The following is a 13,618-nucleotide window of genomic DNA, read 5'->3' as shown; positions in this document are numbered from 1 at the left end:
GGCGTGAAAGCAGCGCTGTCAACTGAGACCGGCTGGCGAATTTTCGACCACGCGCGGCGGGAGTTCGGTCTCGAGCACCCATACGAACGCCACACCCGCCCGAGGAAAGACCCAGCCGTCGAAGCCGACGTCTATCGTCTTGGCCGGCGCCGACGCTGGCGACCGCTCAACCCGCGAGGCGTCAGGGCTCGCGAAGTAGTCCAGCACGTTAACGTACCGAATGTCCGCCTGCCCGTAGTTGAGCTGGACGTGCAACCCTTTGGTCGGCCGGGGCAGGTCGAGGTAGAGCAGATGGCCGTGGCGCTGCACGAGGATCCGGTAGGTGTAGGAGATCGTCACTTCGTTGCCCAACGTTGCAGCTTTGCCGAAGGCGACCGTGTACACCTGCGTGCCCTGGCGGACCGTCCGTCGCACCGGACGTTCGACGCCATCGACGGCGAACTGGACGAGCTCGAACGTGTCCTGTGAACTCGCGTCGAGAGCCCCGACCTTCTCAAACATCCACTGGCCGGCGACCGTCGGATCGCGAAGCAGTTCGCGGTATTCCGCGTGGTCGCTCGTGCTCACGAACCGCAGCGTCGAACTGGACGGTCGAACCTCATACTCCCAGCGGATCGTGGCGACGAACATCGAGTCCTTGCCCTCTGCCGGCCCGCCATCCCAAGGGCTGAGTGACACCGACACGTCGACGTTGCGCCATCGCTCTGTCGAGCGGATCACCTGTTCGCGCAGGTCTGCATAGGCGTCATGAGCTAGCTCGGCGTCGCCGAGGCGGAGCCCGATCGCGTTCGTTGCGATCCTGTCGAGTGTTTTTTCCGACGCGATGCTCCGCATCGTTTCGGGCTCGAACGCGAAGCTGTTCAATACGGCGTCGCGGATAGCCGGTGCTTCCTGTCGGATGGCGTGGCGAAGCTGTTCGTTCGTGCGCGCCGCGGTTTCCCTGCGTGCGTAGTACTCGAAGATGACCGCAATGACACCTGCGCTGAGCAACGCGCTGCCGACTTCGCCAGTCGGCCACCCGACAAGCCAGCTCAGGACCGGAACCGCGTCGACCTGGTTCGATACAGCTATCAAGACGATACCGAGGAGCGCAGTCACCAATCCGGCGAGCCGGAGCTTGGTCTTGTAGAGCTGGTCGAGCAGGTGGTTCATCTGCTACTTATTGTAGCAAGCTTTGTTTTCCTGTTGAATAGCAAAACGCGAGGTCCTGGACGAGTACAGCGTCCAGGACCTCGCGCCTCTACGTCTGTCCAGTCGGATCAGCCGCCGGTGCCACCACCGCCACCGCCACCGAACGTGGTCTTCTGCATGTCGTCACCTCCCGCCAAAAGCGCTGGTAAATAGCCGATCCCTTCGGCCGACGGCGACAATATCCTATTTTGGGATATTGGCAAGTGTTACGGTCCGCTACCTTCCGTGGACAAGTCGATCTACTCTGCGGAGTACCAGCGGCTCTGCGCGCTTCTGCGGGAGTTGCGGCTCGAAGCCGGGCTGACGCAGGTGCAGGTCGCCGAACGGCTGGACGAGCCGCAGTCCTTCGTGAGCAAGTACGAGGCCGGCGAGCGACGGCTCGATGTCGTGGAGCTGCACCAGGTGGCGACTGCGATCGGGACCACCGTCGTAGCGATCCTCCAGCGGCTCTGGCCCGAGGGCTAACCCCTTCTACCTGACCTCAGCGTGCCGCGTCTGGATCAAGTTCGGCGTACGCGACGTCGCCCGACGCCCGCGCTGCGAGGGCTTTCTTCAGCTGTGACCAGAGCCGTGGTTTGAGCAGCGACTTCGCCTCGGCGGGCAACAGGAACCCCAGGCCAGCAAGTTCTTCATCAGTTGGGCGCAGCTCGGCGACGGTCGTATCGTCCAGCGTCCCGCCGTCGAAAATCATCACCAGCTGGTCGTCCCACGGTCCGTGCGGCGGCACCCATTCGACGAGCAGCAGCCTGCCGACGGTCAGCGTCAGGCCGAGCTCCTCGCGCAGCTCCCGCTCGGCAGCGACCCGCGGCGGCTCGTTGGCCTCGACCATCCCGCCGGGGATGTCCCATCCCTCCTTGTAGGTGGGATCCACCAGCAGGACACGGCCGACCCGGTCGGTGATCAGAACGTCGGCAGCGACCCGCTTGCGCGCCTGTTTGGCGTTACCTTCGGCGAGGTAGGCGAAGCGGGCCGCATCGTCCTCAGTCACACCGGCCACAACGTGTCGGATTCCGGCGCAGCCGCAGGTTGCAAGACATGAGAGCAGTCTGCCAGGAACAGCTGCACGGCGGGAACTGAACGGTGCGGCCTCAGCGTCACTTGGAGCTCGGCGAGCCGACTCCGCACACGGTTCGACGTCAGTGAACCCGCTGCAGCGCATATCTCACGGCCGAGCGCGGCGGCCTCGTCGATCTCACCACCACCAGCGAGTACTTCGGCGAGTGTCAACTGCCCGAACGCCCTGCTCCGTACCCGGTCGCCGACGCGTAGCTCCAGCACCCGACGCGCCTGCTGCTCGGCTTGCAGCCGATCGCCGAGCGCGTCGTAGCAGAGGGCCGCCTCGCTCGCGAGTGAGGCTTCATCGAACTGACTGATCCAGTCCGCAGGCCCGTCCTCGTGCAGACGCTCCAGGACGCGTTCGGCGTCCATGAGGGCTCGGCGGCTGGCTCTGGCGTCGCCTTGCATGGCGAAACCGCGGGCGCTCATGGCGTACAGCCGCGCCGACAGCCGTTGACGCGCGGGACCGCGCTCAGCGTGTGCCAGGCCGACCTGTGCGATTCGGACGGCGTCCGTCGCCTGGCGCAGCTGGCCGGCAAGGTGACTCATGCTGGCGCAGATGTTGGCGAGAAGGGCCGGATGATCCGCAGCTTTCGCGAGCCGGTACGACTGGCTGAAGTGACGCTGGGCGTGCTGGTCGAGGCCGCTGTCGTGAGCCATCCAGCCAGCGATCTCCGTCAGCGACGCAGCTGCCTCGAACAAACGCTCGCCCAGAATGTCGCTGGCTGGGTCGAAGAGCCGCGGGCTGATCTCGGTCTGCAGGTAGTGGACGACGGTGGAGTAGATCTGGCCGCCGCCGACTTTCCGATCCGCCACCTGGAACGCCGTGGCCATTGCTTGGATTGTGGCAAGATCGGCTTGTCGGTCCGGCTGGGCCGGTCGGACAGGACGCACGATGCGCACGTCGGGCAACGACCGTTGCAAGCGTCGCTGCTGTTCGACGCCGACGGCCTCTACTTCGCCAGCTTCGTGTTCGCTGCGGCGATCGGCCGCCGCGTACGTTGGGCCTTCGTGTAGCAGCTCCTCGAGCCGATCTGCGCTGATGTTTAGTGCCGTTGCGAGCTTGGGGCGTTTGTGGGGCAACGGCTCATTGTTTCCGGTCTCCCAGTTGCCGACCGTCTTGACATCGACCGCGAGTTCCTCAGCGAGCCTCTCCTGCGTGTAGCCAGCTGCCCGCCGTGCCCGTGCTAGTCCGTCGCGCTTGGCGACCATTCGCGCCCCTCCGTATACGGTCCGTGCCGCCTGGACACATTACCGCAGGTCAGGCCCTTTGGTTGGGGGTCTTTTTCGGCAATTTTCCCGATCTCTTCCCTGGGATCCCGCGGGGCCGCCGTCCAAGGTCAAAGGCGGCATCCGGCGTCGAGGTGGGCGCCACACCCCAGGGGCGCCACTGGCCGTTCGCCCCCCGACGGCCGGGCGAAGCCCTCGGCGTCGGATGCCGTCCAAGATCGACGACGAGACGGACGGAGCGGTCGCCATGGCCGTACGAACGATCGACCTGCGCAACGGCCCACGAGTGTCCTGCGCCTGGCAGCGACGGCTGAACCGGCTGTCGGCGACGGTCAATGAGCGGATTCCCGAACCCGCACAGCTCTACAGCCTGATCACCCTGACCTTCGTGCTGCACGAGCCGGACCCTGCCAGCGGCGACTGCGCCTGCTGCGCCGCGTCCTGGCCCTGCGACATCGTTCGACAGGCCTACCGGCTGCGCGAAGGCTTCTAGCGATGGTGGACGCCGTCTTCCCGCAGTTGCAGCGGTTCGTGCACCACCTCAGGGAGCATGGGCTCATCGCTACGCCGGCTGGGAAACCGCTGCTGGTGTACGGCTACGTCCGCTCGCCTGAACCGGAGCCCGCGTATGCCAACGCGTGCGCCCAGGTGCTCGACTGGTGGGCGACGGCGGCTGGATGGGAACTCGGCGCGGTGTTTCGGGACGTCGGCGTCGGCTCCAGCCAGCTGACGCGGCCAGGCTTCACGGCCCTGCTCGACGTGCTGCGCTTGCCCGACGCCGCCATGGCGATCGTGGTGGAGAAGCGCCATCTCTCTCGCAAGTCCGACGGCTTTAAGCGGCTCCGGGCAGCCATCCGGCAGACCGGTTCGAGTCTTCGCATCCTCGCCGACGAGCTCGAACCCCCGGCATGACGGTCCGCATCTACCTCGACTTGGACAACCTGCACCTCGTCGTCCACGGCTTGCGTCACCGCGCTCGGCTGGCCCGCGTCCCGAACCCCGGCGACCAGGTCACCATGCTCTGCGGCTTGGTCGAGGTCGTCGAGTACACGACCGAAGCCGAGAAGCCGGTCAAGACCTGCTGGACCTGTGACCTGCACTACCGGCGCGGCCTCGGCTTCACCATCCCGCCGACGCACCCCGGCTTCACATCCGGTGCGCCCTCCCGCCGAAAGCGGCCATACACCGCCTAGTCCATGCCCTTCTCGTCTCAACAGGCGCTGTCTGGCGCTACCGCCACCCCAGATTCGTCATTCCAGAAAGGAGTTCTGTATGCAGCAGGTATTGCCTCCGGTCCAGCCACTGGCTGGCCCCGTTCCACCGCCCTTGAGGACAGGGACCCGGCTTCGCGCTGGCGTCGTTGGACTCGGCAAGCAGGCGGTCGAGGACCACCTGCCCGGATTACTCGCCGCCGACGATGCTGAGCTGGTCGCCGTCTGCGACGAGAACGCTGGCGTCGTGCGAGAGCACGAAATCGAACTCCAGGTCAACGGGTACAGCGACGTCGAGGCCATGCTGACCGATGAGCAGCTGGACTTCGTGGTGGTCTGCGTGCCGCACAGTGCCGGCCGGAGGGTCATCGAGGTGGCGGCAGCCCGTGGCGTCCACATCCTCAAGGAGAAGCCGTTCGCCACGTCGCTGACCGAAGCCCAGGAGCTGGTGGCCCTCTGCGAGCGCTCGGACGTCGAGCTCATGGTGACGCTGCAGCGACGTTTCAATCCGATCTACACCAGCTTCAATCAGCTGGCTGACCAGATCGGCACGCCCATCGTGGTTGACGCCGCCTACACGCTGCACGTCGACGACCCATCCGACGGCTGGCGTGGACAGAACGCGGTCGCCGGTGGCGGCTGCATTATCGACATGGGCTACCACCTCGTCGATCTGCTGCTCTGGTACTTCGGGCTACCCGACCGGATCCTGGCGGACACATCGGCGAGTGCCCGGCCGGATCGCAGCTACGACGCCGAGGACACAGCGCTCATCCACTTCAGCTATGACAGCGGCCTATACGGGTCGCTGCTGCTGTCCCGGTTCATTGGGCCCAAGAGCGAACGGATCCGGTTGGTCGGCAGCCGCGGCATCGTCCGGCTCGAGCGCGGCCGGATCCAGCGAATGACCAACGACGGCGAGATGATCGAGTCGCTGGTCCGTGAGCAGGCCTGGCCCTCGGCCGCCACCTCGCAGATCAACCACTTCTGCCACGTCATCCGGGGTGATCGGCTGAATCTGAGCAGTCCGCGGGACAACATCGCGCATCTCGCGTTCATCGCCGCCTGCTACGAATCCGCTCGAGCTGGCCACCATGTCAACCCGAAGGAGCTCATGTGACCAGCCAGCTGGCCCTGCTCGGGGGCCCGCCGAGCATCTCGGCGCCGGGCCCCCATTTCAGCTGGCCGCCGCTCGACGACCGGACTGACCTGCGTGTTCTGGCCCAACTGCAGCGTTCCATCTCGATCTACGACCGATCCGGCGTCATCGCCGAGCTGGAAACGGCGCTGCAGGACTACTTCGGCGTCCGGCACGCCGTGCTGACCAGCTCCGGGACAGCCGCGCTGCACTCGACATACGTGGCGGCCGGCATCGGGCCCGGCGACGAAGTCATCGTGCCCGCCTACACCTTCCTCGCGACGGTGACGCCGTTACTTCACCTGGACGCCATCCCCGTACTGGCTGATTGCGACGAGACGGGCAATCTGTCGGTGAGCGACGTCCAGGCGAAGATCACGCCGAAGACGACGGCGATCATGGCGACGCACCTCTGGGGCATCCCGGCCGACCTGACGGCCCTACGCGCGCTGGCCAACGAGCACAACCTGCTGCTGCTCGAGGACGGCTCACACGCGCACGGCGCCGCGGTCGCCGGCCAGAAGATCGGCAGCGTCGGCGACATCGCCGCCTTCTCCATGAACGGCCCGAAGCCGCTCTCGGCCGGCGAAGGCGGCTTCGTCCTGACCAACAACGACGAGACTTACTACCGGCTGCTGCTCCACGGCCACTACAACAAGCGCTGCAAGACCGAAATCCCGCCAAGCCACCCGCTGCACCGCTTCGCCGTCACCGGCATGGGGCTCAAGTTCCGGATCCATCCGCTGGCCGCGGCGATCGCGCTGGTACAGCTGCTCGATCTCGACGACTACCTGGTGGGACGCGCCGAGATCGCCGAAGTGCTCGGCGACGAGCTCAGCTACCTGGAGGGCATCTCGGTGCCGAAGCTCGCCGACGACATTCGCTCCGCCTGGTACGGCTACCCGGTCATCTACGATCCCGACGAGCTCGGCGGCGTCCCGGCAGAGCGGTTCTACGACGCGCTCTACGCCGAAGGCCTGGTCGAAGTCGACCGCCCTGGCTCAACCTGTCCGCTCAACCTGCTCCCCCTGTTCCAAGATCCGCGGCCGCTGTTTCCGCACCACCCGTACGTCGACCAGATCCGCTACGAACCGGGTCAGTTCCCAGTCGCCGAACGGCTACACGCGCGGACGCTCAAGCTGCCGGTCTGGCATCGCGAGCAGGACATCGCACTCGCCCGTCAGTACGCCGCTGGCTTCCGTAAAGTTGTCGGCCTCCACCACGAGCTTTAGGGGATCGCAATGGTCGACTCGACATCGTTGAAGAAGCTTGCCTCGGAAGCCGCGGCCGCGGGCATCCAGCAATTCGTCGTCGGCGCCGTGGTGCAGTCTCAGGACGAGGTCCTGCTGCTCCGCCGGCCAGAGGATGACTTCATGGGCGGGCTCTGGGAGCTGCCCAGTGGCAAGGTCGAACCGGACGAAGCGCTCGACGCGGCACTGCTCCGAGAAGTCAAGGAAGAGACCGGACTCGACGTCTCGGAGATCCAGCACTACCTCGGAAGCTTCGACTACACCTCCGGCAGCGGCAAGGCGAGCCGCCAGTTCAACTTCGCCGTCGACGTTGCCGCGACGAAGCCGATCGAGTTGCAGGAGCACGACGTCTACCAGTGGGCTCGGCTCGACAGCGAACTGCCGGTGACCGACGCCGTCAAGACGGTCCTGAAGGCCTACGTCGACCGCGACCAGAGCAACTAAATCTGGCCGTCACGCTGCGGAACAACGTAATGTGCCCGTCCGAGCTACAAGGCGACGCCGTCGGCGGTGTCGAACTGGACCGTCTCCCGTTTGACTAGCACGCGCAGGGGAACATGAGCTGGGGAGGACCGGGGCTGCTTCTTTCAGCCCCGGTCCTCCCCACCTTTACCACGGCCTCAGCTCGAGTATCAGCTGAGGCGCACCCGGTTAGCCTGCCAGCGGCTCAATCGCAGCAGCCCGAGCAGGCCCACCAGTGCGGCACCGGCCGCCGTCAAGGCGACCGACCCTGCCAGCAAGATGCCGCAGATCACGGCACCGAGCACGACCATAAGCAGCGCAGAGCGCCAGGCGTGTGCCACGTCGCCCAGCAGAATTTGTCGCAGCAGCTCCCATGCCGGGTGCGGCCACGCCGAGCCGTGCTGGTGACGCTGCACGACGCGGCAGGGCGGTTCGAGCACGATGCCCGGCCGACTGGTTTGGACGACAGGCTCGGCAGCCGCCTCGAAGAGTTCTTCGAAGCCGACGTAGTTCGGATCGTTGTCAAATGTGATCCGATCGGGGGAACGTCGGTCTGGCATGTCGCCACCTAGCGGCGGTAACGTCGCCATGTTCGTTGCCTCTCTCAATATTTGCGTGTTGGACGGGCGGTGCGAACACCGACGCGGCTCCCAGTTCCAGCTGGGGGTCGCGTCTGCATGTCTGGGTTACCCCAGGCGGTGCTGAGGTCATCTTGGCGGAAAACCACGTACCTACGGACCGGTAACAATGCCATTCCGGCACTCCAGTCGACAACCGGTATTTACGGCACGACGAGCGGTCGGCAAGGTGATTGTGCGTGACCAAGCGCTGGTCAGACACCGTTTAGCTGCAACATGATTCACACTTTCGTGTGGCGTCGCTACTCGTATTTGAAATGCCGCGGACAGATACATGACATTGCCGACACGTTCGAGTGAATGCGCCAAAACGATCACCGGATCCTGCTGCTCCTGGTGATCAGGCGATGCAGACGCCCGTGCAGGTGCAGCGGAGAGTGACGCTTGCGGGTGCACGACCAGCTCGCTGCGACGAGAACTCACCGCGGGCCGTCGTAGTCTTTACATCGAGCACGAACCTACGGTTGCGTTTCTTTTGATCTTGAGTGATCAATAGGAGGGCCAGCGATCGTGCTGCGCGCTCGTCGGTGCCCTGCGGCTTCTAGGTGAACCATCCAGGTTCGCCGGCCGCAACCCACCGAGGAGGCACTCGCCATGAGCGAGCCGACTACCACCGCAGGCTCAGGACACGTAAAAACACTGGCCGTCCGAATCACGGAGGACCTTCGCGCACAGCTGGACATCGTGGCTCAGCTGACCGGCCGCAGCACCACCGAGGAGATCCGTCTCGCCTTGGAGCACTGGATCGAGAAGACCAAAGCCGACCCGGTCATCCTCAAGAAGGCCGAGGCGGTCAGGGCCGAGATCGAGCGTAAGGCGCAGACGGAACGGGCTGCTATCGCTGCGATCTTCGGCGGTAGCTCTGCCGCCGAAAGCACGGCGTCCGAGGGTACCCAGCGCTCAACCACGCGTCGAGGCAAGCCAGCGGCCGAGTAGTACTCGCACCGCGGGGGCACCAACTACGGCGGAAGCCCGCCCTGGACGAGATCAGCGATGATCACCGTTCGGGGTGGACTTTCGCCTACTTGCCTTCTGCACGCGTCGGCTTTACCCAGTAAAGAAAGTCATCGAAGCCGCAAGAAATTGCTCGGGGGAATCGCGTACTGCGGGTCTGGATACTAACGTGCAGGTTATTTGGACCATCCACCCAGGTGTAGCTGACGACTTTACGGTCATTGACGAAGAAGTCGTAATTCGACCCAGTTCGATGAACGCTGAGTTTCGCCCAGCCAGTGCGCGACGAGCCACCAAAAGAGCCACCCCAACCGTAGGGGATGGTAACATCGCTTTGCGCCACGACGGTTTCATCGAACATACCAACGAGCGACACGACCGGCCGGTAGGCCGTACTGTCCACACCTTGGACCAGTTCAAGCCTGAAGGCGAGAAAATTCCCAACTTTACTTTGGTATGGCGGAACCGCCGCCATGCCGCATTCTGACCAGAAGGTGCCATCGCCGGGACGGACAAGCGCCTCAGCGAACACATCACCGTCGTAGTCCTGCGCCTTATCGCCAGGGAGTCCGTTATCGAATACTGCGGCACGTAAAGTGAGTGAGCCGGATTCCACCGAACACGAAGGACGTAACAACTCAGCCCCACCAAAGTCGGCGAGTCTCTCCCTGATGACGTCATTCGTGATGTCAGGATTGGTTGGATTGGTCTTAAATTCGCTGCATACGTTCTGGTACGGGTCACCCCCGGACGCGTTCCTGCCGTCGAAATGAAGTGCGTGCTCACGAGTCCAGAAGGAGAGATCGCCGACAAGCTGGTTGTATGCGACTCGCTCCCGATCAGCGACTAACAGGGAGGCACCGAGAATCCCGTCGTGCAACAAGGTAAGAGCGGCAGCAACCCACACGATCCAGCGTCGACGCTTCGCAAAAATGGCGACCGCTCCACCAGCGAGCAAGCCGACTACGAACGTGGTCATCATTACGACTTCGTGCTGGACGGCGAAGTCAGTGACGTAGCGAAGGGGACCAAACCAGACGGGATCGTCTTGGACACTTGCGAGCAACTTACCGCTGAAGTAGGAAAAAATACTGCCGACTACTACAGCTAAAGTCAGCCAACGGGCACTGCGCTTGACAGCACTCCAACCCCTCGAACACAAAGCAGCTAGGGCGCCGAATTCAATAGCCAGACGTGCAGAAGATCGATCAATAAATGAGACGCGTTGGACAGATCGATGATTTGATGGCTGACGAACGGACTCTGCACTCATCAAAACAGCATCAGCTTCACCCCCCGAGTCGGCCACATCGCTACCGACAGGAAGCTCCGTTGATTTGTAGTCAGTCCCATTCAGCAGCTGTTCCATCTGGTCGATCGCATGGTTAAGGTCGCGCTGGCTCGTTGACACCGCTATCCGAAGTGGACCCCGTTCCCTGCGAGCCAACCAGTTGCGGCGCTCCTGCAGCTTACTGTTCACCAATTCAGGATCTTGAATAAGGTTGAAACTTACCGCTACCGCGTGGCGATACTGCTTTATGCGCTGTTCCATGCTAAGCGATTGCTTGGCGTCACGAGGCGTTAGCTGTACGACGAGCGCGTAGAGGTTAACCGAAAGAAGCCTGCGAACAACCTCGTCGTCACCGTGGTCGTCGATGCGCCAGACTTGTCGAAGCGGATTCAGCTCACCGGTCAAAAGTTTGGCTATAGCTGGTCGCCAAACCCCTTCTTCGCGAGACAGTGCTTGCAAGCATCGCCAGACTTCCGAACGCTCGTCAGCCCGCCCTGTCATCTCACCTGCCATCTGGTCATATCCATCCACCTTACGGTATCCCAGATTATCTCGACTGCGCGCCACTGGCATGTTATAACTAAATACAGAAGGAAGCAAGCAACAATGTCAGAACATTTGCATATAACGAACGGAGATGAAGGCGATAGGACAACGGAAGCGCGTGAGCGTTATCCAACCAAGGAAGAACTTCGTGAATTTGAGCGAGTAAGAAACGCCAGGATCGTTGGCGCTGAGCCGATAGAAAAGTTCGCGCGAGATCCTCAGCATCCGACCGAAGTTGAGATTAACGCCATGAACGACTACAACATGATGGTCCCTAAGCCGTTCGGCGACATGACCTTCGAGGAGTACTTCGGCTACCCAGATCCACGCGAGCCCGAACACGAACACCAGGACGACCAACACCGCCTCGACAACTCCGGTGAAACCTAGCCCGTCGCACCAGGTGACCCGGTTCAACACCGTGACCCTGCATGACATAGCCGCCACTTTGAGTCACTAGCCGCAGAGCATCGTGGCCGGACTACTCCTCCGCGACGAGGCCCCTGAACTCAGCCTAACTGGATGTGGATCACGAGGGCTTGACACCCTACCTGTCAGCGGTCAGCGACGAACCAGCGACCCACCGTGGATTTCGTTAGGCATCTTCACGCCCTCACAGGTATCAGAGATCAACAGCGAAGCAAGTCGCAGGCGGCCTGTGTTCCTGTTCGAGAGTCTTGCTGCCCGTGCCATCCAGACGCGCCCCCGTTTGGTCGACCACATCCGCCGTCCCGAACCTCCCCTCAGGCTTACTGCCGTCCATGAAGCTCGAGACCTCTCCGGCTTCACATTCTGCTGGTCACTAGAGCCCTGACCTGCGGGGATGCGCTGGTCACTTACTGGTCACTTGCCAATCTTCGGGTTGTCCACTGCCTCCCGGGTTCGCTGTTACTTGCTCGCACTGGCTCAGGTGCGAACACAGTCGATCAGGCAGGAGGCTCACAGTGACCAACCCTCTCGCTCGCCGTACCAGCGGCGACTCCCTCGACCGCGCCAGCGGTCGTTCTCCATCCCCGCGCCTCGAGCGCGCCCTTCGCAATGAAGTCGATCTTGTCCAGAGTCGAGCCGTCGTCCAGGCAGCCCGCACCCAGGCTGTGGAGTACGTCGCCCACAGCGCGCTCCGGGCTGTGGAAGGTCTGACCGAGATGGAGACGCAGGCCCTGATGCGCGCACCCCTTGGCGATGCGCGCTACAAGGCGATCGTCGACACGGCCGCCGGCGCGCTCGCCCGGATCGTGGCCGAGACGGGGCGTGGCTGACTGATGCACGCCGCTTGGGTGGTGTTCACCCTGCTCATGTGTCTCGGTGGAACGGTGTGGCTTGGCTACGTCCTGGCCGAAGCTCGGCTGGAGGACGAACGAGACAAGCTCAAGGTCGAGCGCAAGGTCCTCAAAGCCGAGTGGAAGGCGCTCGAGCAGACGCGACGCGTCAACGACGTCTTCTTCCGGGCGCGCGACGCGATGCGCCGCGCGCAGGACGAGGCTGGTGGCTCGACCAAGGGTCGGCCTCCCACCCGCCCGTGATGCCCTGCCGGTTGCACCGGGCGACGGCGACCGTAAGGAAAAGACAACTCGAGCAAGTGGCAATGCGGCTATCTGAGTAATCACCAAATTTCTCTTACTTGCACATATTTACTATTCGAAAGGTAGGACAACTATGCCTCGACACACCCGCACAAGAGCCATCCGGAAGCATGAGGTTAACGCACGCAGGTCGTGGGCGAAAATTGCACGACGCATTCGTCGGGAGCTTCGGGCGGAATGGGAAACTGGTCAGGCGCTGGTTCTCGACACGCCCAACGCTGTACCTGCCGCCGACCAGCGGCGAATCAAGTTCGAGCTGCGCCAGGAGCATCGACGTGAACTGCAGCGTCAACGTCGGTGGGCTCAGAACATCGCAGCGTGACGACGAGGACGCCGACACGCCACGCGGGTGCCGCCTTCACAGGCGGCCCCGCGGTGGTCGTGAGGCGGACGGTGACGGCCGTCGTGTTCATCATCGCCGGTCTGACGTTCTGCTTCGGCTTTGGCAACGGCTACGCCGTCGGAGTCCAGCTCGGTGTTCCAGGCTGGATAGCTCCGCTTGTGGCTCCGGCAGTGGACCTCACGGTCGTGGCGCTGCTGGCCTCGATGCAGTACCTGAGGACGAACGGCCTCAGCGAACGACTGGCCGGTCCTCGACTGTTGTTGCTGTTCAGCGGCGCAGCAACCCTCGCCATGAACACGGCCCACCCGATCATCAGTGGGGCGTACGGCCAGGCCTGCTTCTACGCCGTGGCGCCGTTGCTCCTGATCGGGTGGAGCGAGGTCGGTCCTCGGCTGCTCGCCTCTCTACACGGGACGGTCCCAGGACCGTCCTCAGTCGTCCCGGACGACGAGGCCGGCGAGCTGGTAGCCCGCGCCCGCCAGCTCGACGCCGAGCACCGCGAAGCGCATGGTCGTCCGATCACTAGGGACAAGCTTCGGGCTGCGCTGAAGGTGAGCAACGCCGTGGCGAGCCATGTACTCAGACAGGTGCGCAACACAACAGAGATCCGGCGACCAGGTGATCCCAACCGCTCGCAGTAGTAGATATTACAACGACATTTTGCCTTCCCTCTATGTCAAAGAAGACCGTCCGCCAACGGGTTGTCTAGGGCGTCGGTTCGCTCG

The 13,618-nt window shown here is 63.4% G+C and carries 17 protein-coding genes; 12 read left to right on the top strand and 5 right to left on the bottom strand.

Annotated features, from left to right (window positions below; genetic code table 11):
- Nucleotides 1-18 precede the first annotated feature (18 nt).
- Nucleotides 19-1,152, bottom strand: coding sequence for a hypothetical protein (locus ACH54P_RS35070; protein WP_489907583.1), 1,134 nt, complete (start codon nucleotides 1,150-1,152; stop codon nucleotides 19-21).
- A gap of 264 nt (nucleotides 1,153-1,416) precedes the next feature.
- On the opposite strand from ACH54P_RS35070, the gene ACH54P_RS35065 reads away from it, so the two are divergent.
- Nucleotides 1,417-1,656 (top strand): helix-turn-helix domain-containing protein, encoded by a 240-nt coding sequence (locus tag ACH54P_RS35065; RefSeq protein ID WP_489907582.1) that lies wholly within the window; start codon nucleotides 1,417-1,419, stop codon nucleotides 1,654-1,656.
- Between the two features lie 16 nt (nucleotides 1,657-1,672).
- Here ACH54P_RS35065 and ACH54P_RS35060 read toward each other — a convergent pair whose 3' ends face one another.
- Nucleotides 1,673-2,179, bottom strand: a complete 507-nt coding sequence (locus tag ACH54P_RS35060; protein ID WP_489907581.1) for an NUDIX domain-containing protein — start codon at nucleotides 2,177-2,179, stop codon at nucleotides 1,673-1,675.
- Nucleotides 2,176-3,459 carry a helix-turn-helix domain-containing protein gene (locus ACH54P_RS35055; RefSeq protein ID WP_489907580.1) on the bottom strand — a complete coding sequence of 428 codons (1,284 nt, stop codon included), beginning with the start codon at nucleotides 3,457-3,459 and terminating at the stop codon, nucleotides 2,176-2,178. Before ACH54P_RS35055 ends, ACH54P_RS35060 begins: the two co-directional genes overlap by 4 nt.
- Before the next feature lie 223 nt (nucleotides 3,460-3,682).
- On the opposite strand from ACH54P_RS35055, the gene ACH54P_RS35050 reads away from it, so the two are divergent.
- The 6 genes from ACH54P_RS35050 (at nucleotide 3,683) to ACH54P_RS35025 (ending at nucleotide 7,520) form a co-directional block, all read left to right on the top strand.
- A complete protein-coding gene (locus ACH54P_RS35050; protein ID WP_489907579.1) occupies nucleotides 3,683-3,970 on the top strand; it encodes a hypothetical protein in 288 nt (95 codons plus the stop codon).
- A 2-nt stretch (nucleotides 3,971-3,972) separates the two neighbouring features.
- Nucleotides 3,973-4,389, top strand: a complete 417-nt coding sequence (locus ACH54P_RS35045; RefSeq protein WP_489907578.1) for a recombinase family protein — start codon at nucleotides 3,973-3,975, stop codon at nucleotides 4,387-4,389.
- Nucleotides 4,386-4,670 carry a hypothetical protein gene (locus tag ACH54P_RS35040; protein WP_489907577.1) on the top strand — a complete coding sequence of 95 codons (285 nt, stop codon included), beginning with the start codon at nucleotides 4,386-4,388 and terminating at the stop codon, nucleotides 4,668-4,670. The genes ACH54P_RS35045 and ACH54P_RS35040 overlap by 4 nt, the downstream gene beginning before the upstream one ends.
- 79 nt (nucleotides 4,671-4,749) lie before the next feature.
- Nucleotides 4,750-5,808, top strand: a complete 1,059-nt coding sequence (locus tag ACH54P_RS35035; protein WP_489907576.1) for a Gfo/Idh/MocA family protein — start codon at nucleotides 4,750-4,752, stop codon at nucleotides 5,806-5,808.
- Nucleotides 5,805-7,058, top strand: coding sequence for a DegT/DnrJ/EryC1/StrS family aminotransferase (locus ACH54P_RS35030; RefSeq protein WP_489907575.1), 1,254 nt, complete (start codon nucleotides 5,805-5,807; stop codon nucleotides 7,056-7,058). Before ACH54P_RS35035 ends, ACH54P_RS35030 begins: the two co-directional genes overlap by 4 nt.
- A 27-nt stretch (nucleotides 7,059-7,085) precedes the next feature.
- Nucleotides 7,086-7,520 carry an NUDIX hydrolase gene (locus ACH54P_RS35025; protein WP_489907574.1) on the top strand — a complete coding sequence of 145 codons (435 nt, stop codon included), beginning with the start codon at nucleotides 7,086-7,088 and terminating at the stop codon, nucleotides 7,518-7,520.
- Between the two features lie 188 nt (nucleotides 7,521-7,708).
- On the opposite strand, the gene ACH54P_RS35020 is transcribed toward ACH54P_RS35025, so the two are convergent.
- Nucleotides 7,709-8,098, bottom strand: a complete 390-nt coding sequence (locus ACH54P_RS35020) for a hypothetical protein (RefSeq protein ID WP_489907573.1) — start codon at nucleotides 8,096-8,098, stop codon at nucleotides 7,709-7,711.
- A 672-nt stretch (nucleotides 8,099-8,770) separates the two neighbouring features.
- Here ACH54P_RS35020 and ACH54P_RS35015 point away from each other — a divergent pair.
- On the top strand, nucleotides 8,771-9,112 hold the full coding sequence (locus ACH54P_RS35015) for a hypothetical protein (protein WP_489907572.1): 342 nt from the start codon (nucleotides 8,771-8,773) through the stop codon (nucleotides 9,110-9,112).
- 85 nt (nucleotides 9,113-9,197) lie between these two features.
- On the opposite strand, the gene ACH54P_RS35010 is transcribed toward ACH54P_RS35015, so the two are convergent.
- Entirely contained in the window at nucleotides 9,198-10,994 is a 1,797-nt protein-coding gene (locus ACH54P_RS35010; RefSeq protein ID WP_489907571.1) for a hypothetical protein, read from the bottom strand.
- 33 nt (nucleotides 10,995-11,027) lie between these two features.
- On the opposite strand from ACH54P_RS35010, the gene ACH54P_RS35005 reads away from it, so the two are divergent.
- The 4 genes from ACH54P_RS35005 to ACH54P_RS34990 all read left to right on the top strand — a co-directional run bounded on the left by ACH54P_RS35005 (nucleotide 11,028) and on the right by ACH54P_RS34990 (nucleotide 13,534).
- Nucleotides 11,028-11,357: a hypothetical protein gene (locus ACH54P_RS35005; RefSeq protein WP_489907570.1), complete on the top strand. Its 330-nt coding sequence runs from the start codon at nucleotides 11,028-11,030 to the stop codon at nucleotides 11,355-11,357.
- Nucleotides 11,358-11,911: 554 nt separating this feature from the next.
- A complete protein-coding gene (locus ACH54P_RS35000; protein WP_489907569.1) occupies nucleotides 11,912-12,226 on the top strand; it encodes a hypothetical protein in 315 nt (104 codons plus the stop codon).
- 18 nt (nucleotides 12,227-12,244) lie between these two features.
- On the top strand, nucleotides 12,245-12,490 hold the full coding sequence (locus ACH54P_RS34995; RefSeq protein WP_489907568.1) for a hypothetical protein: 246 nt from the start codon (nucleotides 12,245-12,247) through the stop codon (nucleotides 12,488-12,490).
- Between the two features lie 378 nt (nucleotides 12,491-12,868).
- Entirely contained in the window at nucleotides 12,869-13,534 is a 666-nt protein-coding gene (locus tag ACH54P_RS34990) for a hypothetical protein (protein ID WP_489907567.1), read from the top strand.
- Nucleotides 13,535-13,618 lie beyond the last annotated feature (84 nt).

Source organism: Amycolatopsis sp. N2S4-7, assembly GCF_058119595.1.
The sequence above is the reverse complement of the archived record's forward strand: the minus strand, read 5'-3'. Positions and strand labels throughout refer to the sequence as shown.

Coding starts and splice junctions, on each gene's coding strand:
- ACH54P_RS35050 (WP_489907579.1), top strand. CDS start 3,683: ATGCCGTCCAAGATCGACGACGAGACGGACGGAGCGGTCGCCATGGCC.
- ACH54P_RS35010 (WP_489907571.1), bottom strand. CDS start 10,994: ATGCCAGTGGCGCGCAGTCGAGATAATCTGGGATACCGTAAGGTGGAT.
- ACH54P_RS35055 (WP_489907580.1), bottom strand. CDS start 3,459: ATGGTCGCCAAGCGCGACGGACTAGCACGGGCACGGCGGGCAGCTGGC.
- ACH54P_RS35020 (WP_489907573.1), bottom strand. CDS start 8,098: ATGCCAGACCGACGTTCCCCCGATCGGATCACATTTGACAACGATCCG.
- ACH54P_RS35040 (WP_489907577.1), top strand. CDS start 4,386: ATGACGGTCCGCATCTACCTCGACTTGGACAACCTGCACCTCGTCGTC.
- ACH54P_RS35005 (WP_489907570.1), top strand. CDS start 11,028: ATGTCAGAACATTTGCATATAACGAACGGAGATGAAGGCGATAGGACA.
- ACH54P_RS35015 (WP_489907572.1), top strand. CDS start 8,771: ATGAGCGAGCCGACTACCACCGCAGGCTCAGGACACGTAAAAACACTG.
- ACH54P_RS35035 (WP_489907576.1), top strand. CDS start 4,750: ATGCAGCAGGTATTGCCTCCGGTCCAGCCACTGGCTGGCCCCGTTCCA.
- ACH54P_RS35070 (WP_489907583.1), bottom strand. CDS start 1,152: ATGAACCACCTGCTCGACCAGCTCTACAAGACCAAGCTCCGGCTCGCC.
- ACH54P_RS35045 (WP_489907578.1), top strand. CDS start 3,973: ATGGTGGACGCCGTCTTCCCGCAGTTGCAGCGGTTCGTGCACCACCTC.